The following is a 20,108-nucleotide window of genomic DNA, read 5'->3' on the forward strand; positions in this document are numbered from 1 at the left end:
ACAATGATTAAAGTAATTTGATTACAAATTATATTTTACGCTAAGCAACCAATATCTAGGTTGCACAACGTAGCTAGAAGTACTGTTAAACAGTTCGTTGAAACTATCACGATTGATACTTTCGGTATTAAGAATATTTGTTACCCAAAACTTATACTCCCATTTGCTATCGGGTTTTTGATAGAACAATTCTGCATCCCAAAAGCTATATTCATTTAAGGTAGTTTGTGTATCGCTATAATTGTAATAACTGTAGGATGATTTTAGTAAAAACCCTTTAGCAAACGTCCAATCTAATCGAGCAAATGGTCGGCTCGTGTAGAAAGTACTTTCGGCTCCGTTGTTATCATAATCATTCACAGTAATACTATATCCTAAATCAAAGTTAGGCCCTTTTCTAAAGTTAGTAGACCATTCTGTTTGATAGGTTTGGGTAAGACTAATACTCTCACTAGGCAACGCATTGACAATATTATTAAAACTAGACCAACTTAGTACTGCACTCAGATTCCCTTTGATCTTACCAAAAGTTCTGGTAAAATTACCATTGGCTGTTAGAATCTGATCGGCAAGATTAGAATTAATTGGTGTGTTTACTCTATTAATTCCAGTAATTACACTTGTATTTTTTATAGGGTTTCTTCTATTGCTATAACTCAATCGAGCAAAAATATTGGTGTAATTAAACATATTGAAACTAAAGTAGTTTAGCGAATAGTTATCATACAAAGCATTCTCTAAATTTCTGTTTCCTTGTGATAAGGAATTATAATTATTAAACACATATCCTTCTGCCAGATTATTAATATCCGTATAGTTAGCTGTAATAGAATAATTAAAACGAAGGCTTTCACTTTTCTTAAACTGCACCAATGCGAAAAAGTCGGGTAACACCAGCCATTCATTTTGATCAATGGTGGTACCTAATTGCTCATCTCTAAGATTATAATTATGAAGACTCACTCCTGGATTGAAGGTAAAAATACCCGTAATAAACTTATAATGAGCACTTGCGAAAATATCTCTAAAGTTATACGTTACATCATTCGAAAACTCTTCAGTATCGAAAGTATTCTGATCACCATTATCTAAGATTTGAAAAATAGAGGAATCAAAATTCTGAGTACTTAGCGTAGATCCTAAGGTAAAATTTAGATTACTCTTTTTATTTAGTACATAATAATAATCCAGTTTAGCATCTAGCTTATTGGTTTGTACAGTTTTTTGCTGATTGATATTGTATCGGTCTGATTCTTCTAGCGGATCAAAAGTATCTGAGGTTGGATCTAAAGGATCATTGATTGCCGTAAAAACTCCTCTAAAAGGTATTTCAGATCGTATGGCATTATAAAAAGGATCTTCTTCTTGGAATAAATGTTGCGCTTCAAAAGAAAAAATATTTTTAGCATCCAACGTATAATATGCATTTAGGTTTTGTTGTACCGAAAAAGGAGTATTTTCTAAACGCTCATTGATATCTTCAGAAATATTATCCCTTTCTGAAATAAAGGTATCATCTTCTTGCTGATCTGATAATTTTCCGAATATATCATAATCCAATCTAAAATTTTCGCTAGGCTTATAACTAGCACTAAGCTTTAATAATCCTAATGTACTTCTTTGTTGTGCCACATCGGATGTTTCTTCGATCGTATTATCTGTAGGATCTGGTGTATCGTCAATATAGGTTCTTCGTGTATTAGTAATCAGATCCGTTTTGGTGTTACTCACAATACCATATCCACTGATATCTAATTTTTTACTAGCGGACATGCTAAAATTAGCAGCTCCAAACTTAGTATTAATTTCATTTGCCCGATCATTTTGTAAAACAGCAAAAGCTAGATCGTCACTGGTAATATTAAAGGATGTTCCTCCTCTTCCTAAATTTCTAAATCCACCTGTGAAATTAAAGTAATCTCTTCGTGTAAAAGGAACTTCTCCAATATCATTAAAATCCGTGAGTATATTAATACTGTAATTAGGACTGTAATAAAACAGCTTTGGTTTAATCAGATAACGTTCTGTGTCGCCTACTCCTGCTCCGGCGGTTATATCTCCGAACCAAAAATTCTTTTTCCCTTCTTTAAGCTTTATGTTAATTGCTACCTGATCTTGGTTATTTCTCAATCCACGTAATTGACCTACATCTTCATAATTACGTAATACTTCTACTTTATCCAATGCATCTGCTGGTATGTTTTTAGTAGCTAGCTTAGAATCACCATCAAAAAAATCTTTGCCTTCTACCATTACTTTAGACACTGTCTTACCCTCTACTTCAATTTCTCCGTCATCATTGACTTCTATTCCAGGAAGCTTATCTAATACATCTCCTAATTTTTTTTCGTTTCCATTAGTAAATGAATCCGTATTATACACCAGCGTATCGCCCTTAACTACTACCGGAATTTCATATACAATTTCTACCTCATCCAAACTGTTTTCGTCGGAAGTCATCTGAAAATCTATCTGCTCATCTTCTGTAGTAATCTCGATAGTTCTGTCTTTTGCAGAAAGCCCTATAAAACTAACTTTTAATAGATAGGTTTGATTGACTGGTACGGATAAACTATATTTTCCTTTGCTATTGGTAATACCATAAGCTGTCATGGCATTGTCTGATTTTTTGTAGGCAATTACATTAGCCATTTCTAATGGGTTTCCCACAGAATCTTTTACAAATCCTGTAATTTGTACTTTTTGAGCGGACATAGTCATCCCTACCAATAAAATGGTAAACAGTATATTTTGTTTCATGTTTTTTGATTAATTTTTTAAAGAATTTAGTTTCTTCTTCCTCCGCCAAATCCTCCTCTTCCGCGTCGTTGTGTACTAAATTGTTCGATCATTTCTTCGACTTTCTTTTTCGTGATTTCATCAAACTCGGCTTGCGAAACTTCTTTCCCTTTTGTTGGTGCTTTTATTTCTTCTCTTTCCTCTGCATTTAGCACTATTTTATTACATAATAATGTGGTTCTACCTTCCTGAATTTCTAAAATTAAACCCGGCAATCCCCAGTACGATCCTGGACCTTGACTGATAGGGATTTCGGGAGTATACCAAGCTACTACTTCGATCTCATCAGGTATTTCTGGTCGTTCTGGTGCATCACCTGCATTTGCCTGATCACCAGATCCCTTTTCTCTTTGATCTCTAAGTTCTCTAGCCTTTCGTCTCATAGCTCTCCAATCCATAACTTCACTAACCTTCTTAGTTGTAACAGCTTTAAAACAAGTATAATTCCCAATTTTTTTGGTTTCATTTACCATGGTCCATTGGTAGGTTTGCAAGGAATCTTTGATCAAGAAGTTTTTACCATAAAATTCTCTTTGATCATAATACTCTCCTTTTTTTACATCCTTATAATAATTATTAGAAGTAAAACCTGATAGCATAGCTCCCCATCTTCCACCTCCACCTGTGGTCTCTAATTGTGCTTCTTCTTTATAAGTAGCAGCACTTTTATCGAAGGTGAGTATAAATGTTTTTTCGAAAGCAGATTTCATTCTTTCGGCGATTGCTTTTTTCTGATCTTCCGAAAGTTGGCGTCCGCCAAAATTCATATCCATCCCTGTTTTACTAAAATAATACGCTTTTCCCTGAAAGTCTTGTGCGATTGTTAATGAGGTTACTAAGACGGCAACCAGTGTACTTATTGTCTTCATAATAGGCAGTTTTAAAATGATAAGACTATGATATCTCTACACGGTTTAATCCATAAAAGTTAATTAAATCCTAAAAAACAACTACTCACTTTTAGATCATTCGCTTTAGTAAAATCACTACCTGATACATTTTGCCTTTTGCATCTTTTACTTGGATGGTTGTTTCTTTCTGATCTTGTTTTAAATGCTTTTTCCATTCATTCAATTCTTTACCGTCATATCCATCAATGTTGATTAATTCATCACCTTCTCTAATACCTTTTTGATATGCCTCACTTTCCTTTGCCACATAACTCACTAGGATTTTATCCGACACTTTTTCGACGCCAATTCCACTGGTAGGGAACTCAAAAGGTGTATTATATTTTGAATTGGGTTTTAGATAGAATAGTTGATTTTTATAATCTAAGATCATATCGAATCGGTTGATGATTTTGGCTCCTAAAATCCCAGTATAACTAGAAGAAGCAGAAACACCTTCCTTTCCTTCTGAAATATCAATCGGAATATCAGTGAACTCAAAATCCTCTAAAGACAAGTTTTCAATAGTCCCTTTGGTATAAGTAGTAGATTTATTTAGTCCTCTTGCTTTACCTTTTATTGTTTTACCTGTTCGATTTTTAAGATCATGCTGTAATGCATACGGTGTATTAAACAATAAGCTCATATTAGCACCACTATCGAATAAGAAGTTCCCAGTTTTCGTACTTCCATCTCTTAGCGTAAAAGTAAGCTCCATTTGTGGTATCGGAGTACCATCAAATCTCATTGGAATTTTGGTAAACGTATCCAATTCAGAAATTTGATCCTCTTGCTTATATAATATAATTGTATTTGCCTGAAAATCGAAACGCGTTTGATACCGTTTTAGAACATCGTAACCTATAATTCCTTGAATTTTTCTACCTGATCGCTGAGAAAGCTTTTGTAAATCTACCAGAACCAGATTTGAATTTGAAAATACCACATCCCCTACCTTTAAGCTTTGATTAGTAGCAATATGATAGGTTTGTGAACCATTGGCTCCTTGTGCGCTCTGAGAATAGTTGGATTTTATGTTCAGGGATTTTGCTACAGTACTGTCCAAAACTCCAATAGACGCTCCTGTGTCAAACACAAAATCCAAATATTCTTCGTGCTCATTTACTTTTACGTTGATAAAAACGAGTCCGTCTTCTTCAAACGGTATGGTTGTTACCTGAGCTTGAACGCAAAACGTGTATAATAAAACCATTAGAAAAGAAATCCTGTTCATTTTTTGATTGTTTTGATTGATGTTATATGATTATCCTCCTATTCTAATTTCTATACTATTACCGTCATCTCGCCTTGGCAATCTGTCTTGCATTTCTTTCATTTTCTTACGCATGATTTCTTCAAATCTGGTTTCGGTGACTTCTTTACCTTTGGTTGGTGCTTCAATTTCTATTTTTTTATTGGGATTAAGTACTATTTTATTACACAAAATTCGTAAATCACCATCATTCACTTCCATAATTAATCCTGGTAATCCCCAATAATTAGACGGACCATTATTCACAGGAATCTCTGGTGTATACCAAACCACTACTTCAATCTCTTTTGTTTCTGGTTCGGACTTTTCTTCATCGTCATTTACTCTTAACTCTCTTATAATTTCCTGAGTTCTGGTCATTGTAGCTTTATAGCAATTATAATTTCCTATTTTTTTGGTTTCATTAGCAAGTTTCCAGTTATAATGAGTTAAGGTATCTTTTACCAAAAACATCTTACCGAGCATATCTCTCTGCGCAACAAACTTTTCATCTTTTGTATTCTTATACAAAATATCTGAAGCTCCTGATCCTGCAACCATTATTTGCATTCCTGAAGCTGGCTGTGGTGCTCCTAAACTTTCTTCTTCTTTATAAACCGAAGCAGATTTATTAAATCGTAAAGTATATTCCTTCTGAAACTGTTTGCGCATCATTTCATGAATTTGCTTCTGCATTTCAGAGTTTATTTGCGTACTGTCTAATTGTATTTCTAATTTCCTATCGGTACTGTAGGTAGCAATGCCTTGAAAATCTTGAGCAGTAACACTTCCGATTACGGATAAGGTAACAATAATGATAAGTCTTATCATGTCTATTTATTTTAAAAGGGTTTCTAATTTATTTTTTAATTCTGTGGCTTCTCCCATTTTCATCCCTCCATTTTCATCTCTGATATAGGGAATTCCATTTGCGATATAACTAATAGCTCCGTTTTTATCTAGGAGTACTTTCTTAGGAAAAGCTTGTATTTCTAAAGTATCAATATATTCCTGAGCGTCAACTACCTGAATAAAATCAAAGTTGTGCTTTTGTAAAAATGCTTCAACTTTTTCTTTAGGTTCATAAGTAACCGCTACAAAATTGATGCGATCTCCGTACTCTTTTTTTAATTGGTTTAGTTCTGGCATCTCATCAATACATGGTTTGCATTTCGTAAACCAAAAATTTAATAAGGTAGGCTTCCCTTCTAATTCACTGGTATACAATCGATCTCCAGATAATCCTACTAAAGAAGCGTATGGTAGTTTTTTATTCTTTAATGAATGTAACTTACTTTTCGTTGTTGTCGAACCATTAAGATTCACATGAAAACCAAAATCATGGATAATGGAATCTTTCTTGAAACTAGTATCTTTAATTTCAATTTCCACAATTGCTTTTTCACTGATTTTATGAATTTTATCAGCTATTTTTTGTTCTGCTTCTTTTAATTCAGCTTCATTAAACACATCTCCATTGGCATTTCTATAATAATTGGATTGCGCTTGAATCATTACTGACGTCAATATTGCAATAAAGAGTACGATTGGTTTTTTCATTTACATTTTAGTTTTATATGATTTGTACATCACAAAGATGAAAACCTAATGCAAACAAAACCGTTAACCAGTGTTAACGAGTGTTAACCGATTCATTTTATATCATTTAAGAATCCTATTTTTGGGGTATGCAAAAGAATCGTTATAAAAATATCTTATACTTTATTGTCTTTGTAATTCTGGTTACATTAAGTATCCAGGTTTACTGGAATTTCAAAAACTATGTTGCTGGTAAACAACAATTAATCAATGAAGTACAAATAAGTTTGGATCATGCTGTAGATCAATATTACACAGACTTAGCAGAGAAAAATACTATTGGGTTTTCTTCAGATTCCTCTAATATCAATTCTTTCCTCAAACAAAATAGTTTTAGAAGTTTGCTTAAAGAAATAGATTCGGGCACTGTTGACTTTAAGAGTTATACTTTTTCTGAAGGATTAGATCATAGCGACATTAAAATTTACAGAGGTATTTCTGTAGATAGCATGGATCGTTTGAATAGTATCAACCCTTGTAAAAACAGTCCCTGTCCAGATACTTTAGAGATTTTAGAATATACAGATACGCTAAACCTACCTAAGATATTTACATCCAGACAAAAAGCTTTCGAACAATTAACCTCAAAAATCATTATCTCGATTAGTGAAGATTCGTTAAACTTAAAAACTTTAGATACTATAATTGCAGATCAATTACAGCGCAAAAAACTAGGCATCTCTTACGGCATTACATTTCAGGATAAAAGAGGAGCTTCATATGTGTTCAATCCTGACATCATAAGTAGGTCAGATCTAACTACCAAAACGAAATCTTCTTACTTACCCAGAGGAAGTTCTTTAGAAATGTCTTTTACAAATACGACACTTCCTATCCTAAAGAAAAACCTGATTGGTATCGTATTATCTTTTCTTCTGGTAGCGGCTGTTATTGGATGCTTATTATATCTACTCAGAATTATTAATCATCAAAAGCAATTGGCAGAACTAAAAAATGATTTGATTAGTAATATTACTCATGAATTTAAAACGCCAATCGCTACTATTAGCGCAGCACTAGAGGGGATTCAAAATTTTAATACAGAAAATGATCCACAAAAAACAAAAAAATATGTAGAAATGTCTTCTGATCAGTTAGGAAAACTGAACACTATGGTAGAAAAAATATTAGAAACTGCTACTCTTAATAGTGATGAGTTGGAACTAAACCTTGAAGAAATCAACTTAGTGGATTTAACGCAAACTATTATTAGTCGATATCAAGCTAATACTAGTGAAAAGGAAATAAATTTTGAGAGTTCACATAACAATATTTGGAAAAAGGTAGATCCATTTCATTTTGAAAATGCTATTAATAATATTATTGACAATGCTATTAAATATGGTGGTGATCATATTGAAGTTTCTTTACAAAACACCAATCCTAATATTATTTTAGAGATAAAAGATAATGGTACTTCTCTTACGAAATCTCAGAAAGATAGAATCTTTGAAAAATTTTATCGAGTTCCTAAAGGGAATACCCATGATGTAAAAGGATTTGGTATTGGTTTATTTTATACGAAAACCATTATCGAAAAACACGAAGGAACCATTGCTTTACTACTAGATCAAGGTCATACTAATTTTAAGATAACACTACCCAATGGATAATATTGTTGAAATCGTACTTGCAGAAGATGAACCTTCTTTAGGTCAGATCATAAAGGAAAGTTTGGAAACAAGAAACTTTAAAGTACATCTCGCTAAAAATGGTGAAGAAGCCTACGCTTTATATTCTTCTATTTCCCCTAAATTATTGGTGTTAGATGTGATGATGCCCAAAAAAGATGGATTTACTTTGGCAAAAGAAATTAGATTGGAGGACGATACGATTCCCATCATTTTTCTTACTGCAAAATCGCAAACGCAAGATGTGGTAGAAGGATTTACGATTGGCGGTAATGATTATCTTAAAAAACCCTTTAGCATGGAAGAGTTAATTGTTCGCATTAATAATCTGTTGCACAGAACCAGAACACAACAAAATTCGGAAGCGCTAACTGTAGGTAAGTATACTTTTGATTTCCCGAAACAAACACTCACTTTCGAGGATGAATCTCATCAGCTAACTCATAGAGAAGCGCATTTACTTTTCCATTTAATCAAAAACAAAAATCAGGTATTGGATCGTTCTATGATTTTGAAGAAATTATGGGGAGATGATGATTTCTTTAATGGTAGAAGCATGGACGTATTTATCACTAAGCTTAGAAAGAAATTAAAACAGGATGATGCTATTCAGATTATTAATGTACGAGGTTTTGGGTATAAGTTAGTTTGTTAAAACTGGTCTTATTTTTGTACTTTGCTGATTCATGAAAAAAATTCTTCTGTATTTTATTCTAGTTGCATCTATACAAATCAGTTTCGCACAAAGAAATGTCACCCTTAACGATTCTATTTCTTTAAATGCGGATATATTTTTAGGTGTAGATTCTTTTGGTGCTATTTATTATCAAAAAGAAAATATTTTTTATAAAAAATGGAACAATCAAGAATGGCAATTTGGTGATTTTATTTTGGGTGAACTTACCCAAGTATCTATTTTAAATCCTTTAAAAATTGTATTATTCTATGAAACCTCGAATACATTAGTTACAGTAGACAAGTATCTATCAGAAATCGATCGTGTAAATTTTAATACTATCGCAGAGTTTAAAAATGTTTCTTTAATGACTCCAGCCAATGATAACAGTGTTTGGATTTTTGATAACAATACACAACAACTGGATATTTTCAATACTGTTTCTGAAAAAACATTGGTTACGACACAACCTCTAAATGAACTTCCAAAATCGTTACAAAGCACCTTTAATTACTGCTGGGTTCTTACGGATCAAACCTTAACTCAGTATAATATTTATGGAAGCTTATTAAGTCAGATACAAAACGAAGGATATCAAAATATAAAGATTATTAATAACGATTTAATTCTTCAAAAAGAAGATGGTTTGTATTATTATCGAACGAAGACGGAAGAAATCGAAAAAATAAATCTTCCGGAAATTCATATAAAACAGTTTCATGTTACTAATGAAATCCTTTATATTTACCAACAAAGTACGATTTACAGTTTTGACCTAACACCCCGAAAAAATTAATCAACTATGCATGTAGCCATTGCAGGAAATATTGGTGCCGGAAAGACAACACTAACTAAATTATTGGCCAAACATTATCGATGGGAACCTCAATTCGAAGATGTTTTAGAAAATCCTTATTTAGAAGATTTTTACAACAAAATGGAGCGTTGGTCTTTTAACCTACAAATCTATTTCTTAAACAGTCGTTTTAGACAAATTCTTGAAATACGAGAAAGCGGAAAAGATATCATACAAGACAGAACGATCTATGAAGATGCATATATCTTTGCACCTAACCTTCATGCCATGGGATTAATGACCAATCGTGATTTTGAAAATTACAGATCACTATTTGACCTTATGGAAAGTGTTGTTGAAGGTCCAGACTTGTTGATTTATCTAAGAAGTAGCATACCAAATCTAGTGGCCCAAATTCATAAACGGGGACGCGAATATGAAAACACTATCAGCATTGACTATTTAAGTCGTCTTAATGAGCGTTATGAGGCTTGGGCACATGGTTATGACAAAGGAAATTTACTTATTGTAGATGTTGACCATCTAAACTTTGTAGATAACCCTGAAGATCTCGGAAATATTATTAACCGTATTGATGCAGAATTAAACGGTTTATTCTAAAAATAAAAAAAGACCTTTCGATTAGAAAGGTCTTTCTTTTTTAGCTTACTTCAGTAAGTCTCTTTTATTCTAACAGGTTTTAAGATGTTTGTTCACCACCTTCATTTTCTGTATTTGAATCGTCTTCTTTAACTGCTTTTTCTAAAGACTTTTCTACTTCTTCTCCAGCTTCTTTTACTGCTTGCTCTACTTCTTTTTCAACTTCGGCAGCGTCTTTTTTAGCTTCTTCTATAGAAGTTTCTACCTCTTTTTGTACTTCGCTGGTTTCTTCAGTCGTAGTTTCTGTTTCTTTATTTGTATCTCTACAAGAAACAAACATTACATTTAAAGTAAATAAAAACGCTAAGGCTAACATTACTTTTTTCATAATAAAAAAATTTTAGTTGTTATTATATGGGTATAACGGTATTCTAATCCCACTATTTCTATTACCTTGGTAATGTTTTCACAAAAATTCTTAATTTTTTTAACATAATGAATTTCAGCGACTTATTTCATTTTCTTTCAGAATTACAAAAAAACAATCACAAAGAATGGATGGATGCTAACCGAAAATGGTATCAAGAAGTACGAAATTTTTTCATCAATTGGCTGGATGATGTAGAAGTAAAACTTATAAAAATTGATCCAGATTATTTTCCGACTTCTGGTAAAAAAGGTATTAGCCGTATTAATAATAATCTTCTTTTTCATCCTAACAAGCCTGTTTATAAAGATCATTTTGGCGCTGGATTGGATCAGCTTTCTAAACAAGGAGATTTTTATATAGAGATTGGTCTTTCACAATGTGTCCTGGCAGGAGGATTTTGGCGTCCTGATACTAAAGTTTTAAATAGTATTAGAGAAGCGATTGATTACAATGGAGAAGAATTGATTAAAATTATCAATAAAAAAAGCTTTAAAAACATGTTTGGTGATTTATATGATGACGGTAATAACCTTACCAAAGCACCCAAAGGTTATGCGATGGATCATGAATATATCAATCTATTGCAGAAGAAAACATTTGCAGTAGCCTATGAACTGGAACAAGATGAAGTACTACAACCAGGTTTTACAGAAAAAGTAATCGAAGTGTATCAAGAAATGCTTCCGTTTAGAAGATACTTACGCCAAGCAGTAACGGTTTAAGCCTGTTCTAGTTTCTTACTTAAGTATTCTATTATGGTATGAGTAGCACCTGTATTACTATTAATAAAATGACCAGCGATCATTCCTGTTTGCTGTCTGAATTTTTTATTATCAATCAGCTTATTCATAATTCTGGTAAACTCTGTAGTGTTTGTAACTGAGAACAATCCAGCTAATTTCTGAAGTTGTTTTGCTTCTCTAAACTTATCAAAATTTTGTCCGATTATAATCGGTATTCCAAATGTAGCAGGTTCCAAAATATTATGTAATCCTGAAGTACCCATGGCTCCACCTACATAAGCGATATCACCATAACTATACACACGTGATAAATACCCAATAGTATTCATTATAAATATCGAATATTCTTTCAGGCTCTTCCCCTCTTTTTCGGAAAAAAGAACAGTCTTTGATGTAAGCTTTTGTCTCAATTTCTGTACACCGCTATCCTTGATTTCGTGCGGAGCAACAATAAAACAAACATCTTTTGGAGCTTGATTTATAAAATCAACAAACACTTCCTCATCTTCCGGCCAAGAACTTCCAATAACGATACAAATTCTATTATCAATAAAATTGGAGATAAAATCTACCTTATTATCCATTTCAATCTGATGAGAAACTCTATCAAAACGTGTATCTCCGCTTATGGTAACATTAGTAAACCCAACTGTTTCAAGTAAATTTTTAGATGTTGTATCTTGCACAAAAAAGTGCTCTACTTTTTGCAAGGCATTTCTCATAAAACCTCCATACCATTTAAAAAATGACTGATCTTCTCTAAACGCTGCAGAAATAATACTAATAGGAGTATCATTAACTTTTAATGCGTTCAGATAATTTGGCCAAAACTCATACTTCACAAAAACAGCAAGTTTCGGATTTACCAATTGAACGAACCGTTTCGCATTTCTTTTAGTATCTATCGGTAGATACGTGATAATATCTGCCAACGTACTATTCTTTTTAATTTCATATCCAGAAGGAGAGAAAAAAGTAATCAAAAGTTTATAGTTTGGGTGCTTCTTTTTTAATTCCTCCATAACAGGTACTCCTTGTTCATATTCTCCTAAAGAAGCGCAATGAAACCAAATAATTTGATCTTCAGATTCTATACGTTTTTCTAAAACCTCAAAAATTGTTTTTCTGCCTTGAACAAATAATTTGAGTTTGGGGCTTAACAATCCAATGATCGGAAGCAAACTGTTAAATACAGCTATGAAAACATTGTATAAAAAATTCAAGAGTCTAGGTTTTTATCTGCTGCTAAAATACAGCTCTTTCCTATAAAAAAATAGTCAAATCCTATTTTCAAAAAAGTGTAATAGAAATTCTTCATAAATCATTACAAAATACATTTAATTTAATTTTTTAATAATTTAATTAATTTTTTGTTAATATTATTAATCTAATTTTATTAATTTAACATTAATATTCACACAAACTCAAACTCCATGAAATTAAAAATTACGCTCATTACCTTATTGACCAGTACCTTGTTATTTGCTCAAAGCTTTACCGAAGTACAATTACCAAAACCAGATCAACTAAATCCTTTTTTTATAGGACCTCTTTTTAAATCCACTATTCATTATGGTGCTACTCCACCAAATTATAATGGAAAAGTTCTCCTATTTAATCATGGTTATATTGATCTGAATCAAAATCAATTTTTATTTGATAATTCTTTTTATAAAGAAACCTATAAAGAAGGTTATCAAGCCGTTTTTGTAGCTACAACAAGAGGAGGTGGTATATGGGTTAATGGAGAATTACTTGCAGAATCCATAGATATCGTTACTGCAAAGTACAATGTTTCTGATGTAACTATCATTGCTCATAGTAATGGAGGAAAAGCTGCAGAAGCAGCTATGATAGCATATGGTAAGAAAAATCAAGTATCTCAGGTTTTTGCTTTAGGGACGCCCTATTGGGGAACATATTTGGCAGATATCTCTCAAATGCCTTGGCTAAACTGGGCTTGGCGATTAACAGGGCTTAATGAAGGAGCAAGAACCTCTACCACTTATTATTGTAGAGATGTGGTTCGACCATATTTAGACAATAATGAAAATAATGAACCAGATAAATTTGTCATCTTAGGTGCTTCTGGATATTTCACTGGATCTAATCTATTGGCTAGAGCAGCTTTTACTTTAACTGGAGGTGTTTTATTACCTGTACAAGGAGCTAATGATGGCGTGGCACCTTATTCGAGTACCCTAAGGCCTGGTGGAGAATACGTATTCCGTAAAAATGATTATCGTGCATTTTTTGATCATCTAGATGTTAGCTTTGGACAGTTTAGTTGGCCTTATGTAAAATCCTATTTGCAAAATAGATCCCAAAGAAGTCCCAATACACTTAACTCGACTATCTCTAATAATTATATTACTACCAGTAATTACTATATTATCCATTCCGAAAATGAGTATGACCAAATTGTACTTGATAAAAATTCAACATTTGCAGTGGCAGAGATCATTCACGAAAACGCTGAGGCTCAATTTACCAGTACTTCAGAAAATCAAAAAAAGACTGAACTATTAAAGCCTCAACAACAGGAAGAGCACAAGACCATCATCACTGTAGCTAATAACAAACAACAATTAAAAAGTGATTCTCGCTTTGCCGCATTCATAAAACAAAATAATGGAATTACCATGAAGTTAGAACATCAACCTAAAGGTATATTTCCGATATTAAAAGTTGACATTATCGCAGAGCAAAAAGACAAACAAGTACCAAGAAATACCGAAGTTCGTGGTGTGATTATAAAAACTTCAGAAATAAATGGCGTAGCGCAAGAAAATGATCCACGATTAATTAGCTTTAGCAAAAAGAATGGAAGCTTTTACTTTAATACTAAAGGACTAGAAGATGGGGTTTACAGTTTATTTTTAAATTCTGAAAGCGAAGGTAATTTTAAAAGAAGTATTATTTCTGGATTTGTAGTTGGAGATGTCTATAAATCTATGAATACTGAAGAAATAAATACACCAATAACAACAGAAAAATCTTTAACAATTACTCCAAACTCTGTTAAAGACAAAGCTATTTTAACACTAACAGGATATCCCAACAATAGTGATCAAATTACATTAGCAATTTATGATATAAGTGGAAAAAGAATCAAGGATTTTGTAATTCCTACGAATCAAAATTCGAAATATGATATCTCTAATAATCTTCAATCACTATCCAAAGGTATCTATCTATTACAAGTCAACAAGGAAAAAGTAGTAAAATTTGTAAAGGAGTAAAAATGTAAGCCATTCATACCAAGACTATTGCCAGTGGGATTCAATTTTGAGCTTATTCGTTAATAAAAAACGGATCAAAATGTATGATCACATTGGCAGTGGCTTCATTATTTTGTACTTTCGTCCAGTTACAAAACACATCTCATGAAGAAGATTCAAATGGTTGACCTAAAGGGTCAATACGAACAAATAAAAGAACGTGTAGATGCATCGATTCAGGAAGTAATCTCATCTGCAGCCTTTATAAATGGTCCCGAAGTCCATAGTTTTCAGAAGGAATTAGAAGAATATTTAGCTGTGAAACACGTAATTCCTTGTGCTAATGGTACGGATGCATTGCAAATAGCAATGATGGGACTAGGTTTAAAACCTGGAGATGAAGTAATCACTGCTGATTTTACTTTCGCAGCAACAGTAGAAGTAATTGCTTTATTGCAGCTTACACCTGTTTTAGTTGATGTCGAAGAAGATTCTTTTAATATAAATCCAGAAGCTATTCGTAAGGCAATAACACCGAATACAAAAGCAATTGTACCCGTTCATTTATTTGGGCAAGCTGCTAATATGGATGAAATTATGGCTATTGCCAATGAACATAATCTTTATGTGATCGAAGATAATGCCCAAGGGATAGGTTCTAGTTATAAGTTTGCTGATGGAAAAGTTGCCAAAACAGGAACTATTGGACATGTTTCTTCTACTTCTTTTTTCCCTTCTAAAAATTTAGGATGTTACGGAGATGGAGGCGCTATCTTTACCAATGATGATGAATTAGCTCATACCATAAGAGGTATTGTAAATCATGGTATGTACAAACGATATCATCATGATGTAGTTGGAGTAAACTCTCGTTTGGATTCTATACAAGCTACTGTACTAAGAGCTAAACTACCTAATTTAGACTCTTATAATAATGCAAGAAGAGCAGCTGCTAGAAAATATAGTAAAGCTTTTGAAGGTATCGAAAACATCGTAACCCCAAAAGTAAAAGGAAATAGCTGTGGAACTGGAGTTGATACTATTTGTGACACCTGTAATTGCCACGTATTTCATCAATATACCCTTCGTGTACTTTATGCAGATCGTGATGCTTTAGTAAACCATTTAAATGAAGCTGGAATTCCTTGCGGTGTATATTATCCAATACCATTACATAAACAAAAGGCTTATCTAGACGATCGCTATAATGAAGATGATTTCCCTGTAACGAATCAGTTAGTACAAGAAGTAATTTCGTTACCAATGCATACAGAATTGGATGACGAACAAATTGACTTCATTACTAAAACAGTAATTGATTTTGTCTCAAAATAAACTTAACTTATAGGATAGAATGGAGCGTAAATTTCATTCTATGCTACCAACGATAACAACACCTTTAGTTTAAACAACTAAATACAACCATATAAACCACCCAAAATGGATTCACTTTGTATCTGTTATAATCTGGTTGATCATGCCAATCTACCAGGAATTCCCCCATTACCAGAAGCATATATCGTACCTATAAAACCAAATGGTCTTGGGTACGTAGAAAAACAAGCAACTCCTGCAATTCTAGACAGCTTTGGTATTCCTTATTTAGAAACGGCTCATGAACAGTTACTGGAAATCTGCTCCAGTTTAAAAGTTGCAGTTTTAGAACAAAAATTTAGACCCGCTAAAAAAAGAAAAACTTTTGGATTGGCGGATATCCTAAAAGAACCTAAGATTAAAGATGTGGTTATTAACCACATACATGATAAGCTTACCGCCTTCTATGCTTTAGTTATTGAAAATGAGTATCCAATCATTCATAATGCGCAAAGAAAAGATCCATTTGAAGTACATCGACTATCGATAGGAGCTAATACATTACATCCTATTCTAGAATTCACGAAAACGGAAGATGGTATCGATTACGCATTTACGCTTAAGGAAGAAGAACGTGTCATAGTTCCGCAAAATCATAGCATTCAAATATTGTTAAATGAACCTTCTTGGATTTCTATTGACAAAACGGTTTATCACATCAATAACTTAAATGCTAATAAATTAAAACCGTTTTTTAGTAAAGAAAAAATAACTATTGCCAAAAAACACATTAAAACGTATTTGGATAAAGTTATTCTTCCTGTAATTAAAAATGTCGATGTAATTGCAAATGGTTTTGAGATACTGATACACAAAAACATAGCATCCTACAAAATAGAAGTGATCCAGGATTTTATTACTGAAAATTTTGTTGCGAAAGTGGTTTTCGATTATGGAGAAGCAGCTTTTGAGTATCATAGTAATAAAAAAACCTCTTCTGATGTGCATTTTGGATCAAATGAAGAAATTCAGATTACTCAGACCAAAAGAGATGCAGAGGCAGAGAAAGAAGTTATTGCGAGATTGACAGCAAAAGGATTAACCCTAAATTCTAATCTCTTATTAGAAACAGACAATTCTGATGATCCTTTAGCTATTTTTAATTGGATACAAAAAAATCATAAGGAGTTAGAGTTAGAAGGATTCGATATTGCTCTTCCTGATTTCGACGACAAAAAGGTTACTCTAGATTCGTATCAATTAGAATTGCAACATAAAAAAAAAATGACTGGTTCGATATCAAAGGAATAGTTCAGATTGGGAATCAAGAGATTCCTTTTTCAAGATTTATACCTTACATCAAAGCTAATAATCGCTTTTTCCCATTAGAAAATAGTTCTTCTGTATTTATCATCCCTTTAGAATGGATGACCAGATATAAAAAGATAGCGAATTTTAGTACCATAAAAGATGAAACTATTCTCGTAAACAAGGGTAATTATACCTTATTAACAGAGATTATTCCTCCTACAGAATTAGAAATCGATACAATTCCGGACGAAACGTATCAACCATCATCCAAACTAAAAGCTACCTTACGACCGTACCAAGAAGAAGGTGTAAAATGGTTGGTAAAACACCAACAAAACCAATTAGGTGCTTGTCTTGCTGATGATATGGGACTTGGAAAAACCTTGCAAACAATAGCAACCTTAGTATTCACTAAAGAACTTTTAACTCCAGAACCGAATGCTGTACAAACCGTTCGTTTAGATTTATTTAGTGATCCTTTGGAAATAAAAACATATCTAAAAGCTTTAATTGTCTTACCATCTTCCTTAGTGTTTAACTGGGCGCAGGAAATATTAAAGTTCGCACCTCATTTAACCATTACAAAATACACTGGCAGTGATCGAAAAAAGGTTGCCCCGTATTTAGAAACCTATGATGTTATTTTAACCACCTATACAACTTTATCTAAGGATATTAACATACTCCAGAAAACACAGTTTAACTACATCATTACAGATGAAAGTCAGCAAATAAAAAACAAAGAGTCTAAAATATTCAAGGCTATAAATGAAATACAAGCAACACATAAAATCTCGTTAAGCGGTACGCCTATAGAAAACTCACTATCTGATCTTTGGTCACAAATGGAATTTATTAACCCTGGTATGCTCGGTAGCTTTCCGTTTTTTAAAGATCATTTTAAAACACCTATAGAGAAACATCAAAACCAAGAACGAATTGAAGAGCTTAAATTACTTATAGAACCATTTATTTTAAGAAGAACCAAAGAACAGGTTGCTAAAGACTTACCAGAACTATCAGAACAAGTTATTTACACAGAAATGTTACCTGCTCAAGAGAAAGCATATGAAGCTCAAAAATCCGCCGCCAGAAATTTATTATTAGGAATAGATACCGAGGGAACAAACAAAATACATATACTCAACACACTTACCAATCTAAGGCAATTAGCCAATCATCCAAAACTTGTGGATTCTCAAACCGAAAATCCTTCTGGAAAGTTTAAAGATGTTATATCCTATCTAGATACTTTGATAAAATCAAATAAAAAAGTATTAATTTTTAGCTCTTTTGTTTCCCATTTAGATATTTATAAAGAATGGAGTAAGGCTCAAAACATTTCTTTTGTTAGCCTTACCGGTCAGACCAAAAGTTCGGATAGAGAAAAAATAGTTTGCGATTTCCAGGAAAATGATTCGATCTCTCTATTCTTTATTTCTCTAAAAGCAGGAGGTGTTGGGTTAAACCTCACCAAAGCATCCTACGTGTTACTATTAGATCCTTGGTGGAATCCTTTTATCGAAAAACAAGCAGTAGCACGAGCACATCGTATTGGACAAAAAAATAACGTAATGGTCACTCGCTTTATTACCAAAAATACTATCGAAGAAAAGATATTACAACTACAAGAAAGAAAACAACATCTTTCTGAAGAAATCATCGATATTAATACCATCCCAGACTATATAGAAAATGATCTGGAAGAATTATTGAAATAGATTTAGACTTTGAAAAATATAATCATGGCAATTTTTATTTTTTGCAGTAGTAAGGATTTGTTGTAATATTATTTAATTTCATCTGTCATTAAAGAAAAACATGATATACAATTTGAATATAAAATACATTTTAGCCTTACTTATAATTGCTTTCAATTTTGGCTCCTGTTCTTCTCAGGAATCAATAATAATAGAGCAACAAAAAATCAGCTGGCAAGATTATCCTCATTTATATTCTGACAATACCAAGTCTACATTCAAAGATGGGGTTCACTTTCTTAAAAATATAGATATGCATGAAATCACTTATCTCAGTGATGGATTAAAAATTCAGGCTTTTGCTGCGATTCCTAAAAAAGAAGGGAAATATCCTGTGATTATCTACAATCGGGGTGGCAATAGAGACTTTGGAGCATTACAGTTATTTAAAGGTGATATGAAACTCCCTGCCGCTTACATATTCTCCCAATTAGCAAACGAAGGTTATATTGTGATCGGATGCAACTATAGAGGATCTGGTAAAAGCGAAGGCATGGAAGAATTTGGTGGTAGCGATGTAAATGATATTTTAAACCTTACCAAAGTAGTCGAAGAATTACCAAAAGCAGACACCAATCGAATAGGTATGTATGGCTGGAGTCGCGGCGGAATGATGACATATATTGCTTTAACTAAAACAGATGTCATTAAAGCAGCAGTAGTAGGAGGTGCAAAGTCTGATTTACGAACTATTGATCGTCCTAATATGGAAAAAGGAGTGTATAAAGAATTAATTCCTAACTACCTTCAAAACAAAAAAGAGGAACTAGAAAAAAGATCTGCAGTTTTATGGGCAGATAAATTTTCTCCTAAAGTCCCAATCCTATTATTACATGGCAATGCTGATTGGAGAGTAAAATCCACAAACTCCTTACAATTAGCACTACAATTAGAAAAATACAGAATCCCATATAGGTTAAAAGTGTATGAAGGAGCAGATCATGGTATCAGCCAGTTTAGAGAAGAAAGAGATCAAGATGTAATTCAATGGTTTAACACCTATCTAAAAGAAGACACTCCATTACCCGACATGGAATTCCATGGGAGATAACTGTTTAGAGCTGCAATAATTCTAAAAGAAATCAT

General features: G+C 32.8%; 17 protein-coding genes. 10 read left to right on the forward strand and 7 right to left on the reverse strand.

What is annotated here, in order from left to right:
- Positions 1 to 21 precede the first annotated feature (21 nt).
- From Q1A73_RS06625 to Q1A73_RS06645, 5 genes are all read right to left on the reverse strand, one after another.
- On the reverse strand, positions 22 to 2,760 hold the full coding sequence (locus Q1A73_RS06625) for a carboxypeptidase-like regulatory domain-containing protein (protein WP_299603220.1): 2,739 nt from the start codon (positions 2,758 to 2,760) through the stop codon (positions 22 to 24).
- Between the two features lie 26 nt (positions 2,761 to 2,786).
- A complete protein-coding gene (locus Q1A73_RS06630; RefSeq protein ID WP_299603222.1) occupies positions 2,787 to 3,668 on the reverse strand; it encodes a GLPGLI family protein in 882 nt (293 codons plus the stop codon).
- A 91-nt stretch (positions 3,669 to 3,759) separates the two neighbouring features.
- Positions 3,760 to 4,923: an aspartyl protease family protein gene (locus Q1A73_RS06635; protein WP_299603224.1), complete on the reverse strand. Its 1,164-nt coding sequence runs from the start codon at positions 4,921 to 4,923 to the stop codon at positions 3,760 to 3,762.
- Positions 4,924 to 4,953: 30 nt separating this feature from the next.
- On the reverse strand, positions 4,954 to 5,772 hold the full coding sequence (locus tag Q1A73_RS06640; protein ID WP_299603226.1) for a GLPGLI family protein: 819 nt from the start codon (positions 5,770 to 5,772) through the stop codon (positions 4,954 to 4,956).
- A 6-nt stretch (positions 5,773 to 5,778) separates the two neighbouring features.
- On the reverse strand, positions 5,779 to 6,501 hold the full coding sequence (locus tag Q1A73_RS06645; RefSeq protein WP_299603228.1) for a TlpA disulfide reductase family protein: 723 nt from the start codon (positions 6,499 to 6,501) through the stop codon (positions 5,779 to 5,781).
- A 128-nt stretch (positions 6,502 to 6,629) separates the two neighbouring features.
- Here Q1A73_RS06645 and Q1A73_RS06650 point away from each other — a divergent pair, with 128 nt between their 5' ends.
- Genes Q1A73_RS06650 through Q1A73_RS06665 form a run of 4 tightly spaced genes read left to right on the forward strand, consistent with a single transcriptional unit; the run spans position 6,630 to position 10,264 of the window.
- Positions 6,630 to 8,153: a HAMP domain-containing sensor histidine kinase gene (locus Q1A73_RS06650; RefSeq protein ID WP_299603229.1), complete on the forward strand. Its 1,524-nt coding sequence runs from the start codon at positions 6,630 to 6,632 to the stop codon at positions 8,151 to 8,153.
- The gene (locus tag Q1A73_RS06655; RefSeq protein ID WP_299603231.1) at positions 8,146 to 8,826 is read left to right on the forward strand and encodes a response regulator transcription factor; all 681 of its coding nucleotides are present in this window, start codon (positions 8,146 to 8,148) and stop codon (positions 8,824 to 8,826) included. The genes Q1A73_RS06650 and Q1A73_RS06655 overlap by 8 nt, the downstream gene beginning before the upstream one ends.
- 31 nt (positions 8,827 to 8,857) lie before the next feature.
- Positions 8,858 to 9,643, forward strand: coding sequence for a hypothetical protein (locus Q1A73_RS06660; RefSeq protein WP_299603235.1), 786 nt, complete (start codon positions 8,858 to 8,860; stop codon positions 9,641 to 9,643).
- 6 nt (positions 9,644 to 9,649) lie between these two features.
- The gene (locus tag Q1A73_RS06665) at positions 9,650 to 10,264 is read left to right on the forward strand and encodes a deoxynucleoside kinase (protein WP_219006751.1); all 615 of its coding nucleotides are present in this window, start codon (positions 9,650 to 9,652) and stop codon (positions 10,262 to 10,264) included.
- Between the two features lie 79 nt (positions 10,265 to 10,343).
- On the opposite strand, the gene Q1A73_RS06670 is transcribed toward Q1A73_RS06665, so the two are convergent.
- Positions 10,344 to 10,631 (reverse strand): hypothetical protein, encoded by a 288-nt coding sequence (locus Q1A73_RS06670; RefSeq protein WP_299603242.1) that lies wholly within the window; start codon positions 10,629 to 10,631, stop codon positions 10,344 to 10,346.
- A gap of 107 nt (positions 10,632 to 10,738) precedes the next feature.
- Here Q1A73_RS06670 and Q1A73_RS06675 point away from each other — a divergent pair, with 107 nt between their 5' ends.
- Positions 10,739 to 11,395, forward strand: coding sequence for a DUF2461 domain-containing protein (locus tag Q1A73_RS06675; RefSeq protein ID WP_299603244.1), 657 nt, complete (start codon positions 10,739 to 10,741; stop codon positions 11,393 to 11,395).
- Here the strand turns inward: Q1A73_RS06675 and Q1A73_RS06680 are convergent.
- Positions 11,392 to 12,639, reverse strand: a complete 1,248-nt coding sequence (locus Q1A73_RS06680) for a glycosyltransferase N-terminal domain-containing protein (RefSeq protein WP_299603246.1) — start codon at positions 12,637 to 12,639, stop codon at positions 11,392 to 11,394. The genes Q1A73_RS06675 and Q1A73_RS06680 overlap by 4 nt on opposite strands.
- Before the next feature lie 210 nt (positions 12,640 to 12,849).
- On the opposite strand from Q1A73_RS06680, the gene Q1A73_RS06685 reads away from it, so the two are divergent.
- The 5 genes from Q1A73_RS06685 to Q1A73_RS06705 all read left to right on the forward strand — a co-directional run bounded on the left by Q1A73_RS06685 (position 12,850) and on the right by Q1A73_RS06705 (position 20,073).
- The gene (locus Q1A73_RS06685) at positions 12,850 to 14,658 is read left to right on the forward strand and encodes a T9SS type A sorting domain-containing protein (RefSeq protein WP_299603248.1); all 1,809 of its coding nucleotides are present in this window, start codon (positions 12,850 to 12,852) and stop codon (positions 14,656 to 14,658) included.
- Positions 14,659 to 14,802: 144 nt separating this feature from the next.
- A complete protein-coding gene (locus Q1A73_RS06690; RefSeq protein WP_299603249.1) occupies positions 14,803 to 15,972 on the forward strand; it encodes a DegT/DnrJ/EryC1/StrS family aminotransferase in 1,170 nt (389 codons plus the stop codon).
- 105 nt (positions 15,973 to 16,077) lie between these two features.
- Positions 16,078 to 17,262, forward strand: coding sequence for an SNF2 helicase associated domain-containing protein (locus tag Q1A73_RS06695; RefSeq protein WP_299603251.1), 1,185 nt, complete (start codon positions 16,078 to 16,080; stop codon positions 17,260 to 17,262).
- 116 nt (positions 17,263 to 17,378) lie between these two features.
- Entirely contained in the window at positions 17,379 to 18,983 is a 1,605-nt protein-coding gene (locus Q1A73_RS06700) for a DEAD/DEAH box helicase (protein WP_299603253.1), read from the forward strand.
- Positions 18,984 to 19,083: 100 nt separating this feature from the next.
- The gene (locus Q1A73_RS06705) at positions 19,084 to 20,073 is read left to right on the forward strand and encodes a prolyl oligopeptidase family serine peptidase (protein WP_299603255.1); all 990 of its coding nucleotides are present in this window, start codon (positions 19,084 to 19,086) and stop codon (positions 20,071 to 20,073) included.
- Positions 20,074 to 20,108 lie beyond the last annotated feature (35 nt).

Origin of the sequence: uncultured Aquimarina sp., from assembly GCF_947492115.1 — a bacterium.
Lineage (GTDB): Bacteria > Bacteroidota > Bacteroidia > Flavobacteriales > Flavobacteriaceae > Aquimarina.

Bases quoted from the DNA above. Each gene is read 5' to 3' on its own strand.
- Q1A73_RS06630 (WP_299603222.1), bottom strand. From the start codon at position 3,668: ATGAAGACAATAAGTACACTGGTTGCCGTCTTAGTAACCTCATTAACA.
- Q1A73_RS06660 (WP_299603235.1), top strand. From the start codon at position 8,858: ATGAAAAAAATTCTTCTGTATTTTATTCTAGTTGCATCTATACAAATC.
- Q1A73_RS06700 (WP_299603253.1), top strand. From the start codon at position 17,379: ATGACCAGATATAAAAAGATAGCGAATTTTAGTACCATAAAAGATGAA.
- Q1A73_RS06690 (WP_299603249.1), top strand. From the start codon at position 14,803: ATGAAGAAGATTCAAATGGTTGACCTAAAGGGTCAATACGAACAAATA.
- Q1A73_RS06625 (WP_299603220.1), bottom strand. From the start codon at position 2,760: ATGAAACAAAATATACTGTTTACCATTTTATTGGTAGGGATGACTATG.
- Q1A73_RS06705 (WP_299603255.1), top strand. From the start codon at position 19,084: ATGATATACAATTTGAATATAAAATACATTTTAGCCTTACTTATAATT.
- Q1A73_RS06640 (WP_299603226.1), bottom strand. From the start codon at position 5,772: ATGATAAGACTTATCATTATTGTTACCTTATCCGTAATCGGAAGTGTT.
- Q1A73_RS06665 (WP_219006751.1), top strand. From the start codon at position 9,650: ATGCATGTAGCCATTGCAGGAAATATTGGTGCCGGAAAGACAACACTA.
- Q1A73_RS06655 (WP_299603231.1), top strand. From the start codon at position 8,146: ATGGATAATATTGTTGAAATCGTACTTGCAGAAGATGAACCTTCTTTA.
- Q1A73_RS06650 (WP_299603229.1), top strand. From the start codon at position 6,630: ATGCAAAAGAATCGTTATAAAAATATCTTATACTTTATTGTCTTTGTA.
- Q1A73_RS06685 (WP_299603248.1), top strand. From the start codon at position 12,850: ATGAAATTAAAAATTACGCTCATTACCTTATTGACCAGTACCTTGTTA.
- Q1A73_RS06695 (WP_299603251.1), top strand. From the start codon at position 16,078: ATGGATTCACTTTGTATCTGTTATAATCTGGTTGATCATGCCAATCTA.
- Q1A73_RS06670 (WP_299603242.1), bottom strand. From the start codon at position 10,631: ATGAAAAAAGTAATGTTAGCCTTAGCGTTTTTATTTACTTTAAATGTA.
- Q1A73_RS06675 (WP_299603244.1), top strand. From the start codon at position 10,739: ATGAATTTCAGCGACTTATTTCATTTTCTTTCAGAATTACAAAAAAAC.
- Q1A73_RS06645 (WP_299603228.1), bottom strand. From the start codon at position 6,501: ATGAAAAAACCAATCGTACTCTTTATTGCAATATTGACGTCAGTAATG.
- Q1A73_RS06635 (WP_299603224.1), bottom strand. From the start codon at position 4,923: ATGAACAGGATTTCTTTTCTAATGGTTTTATTATACACGTTTTGCGTT.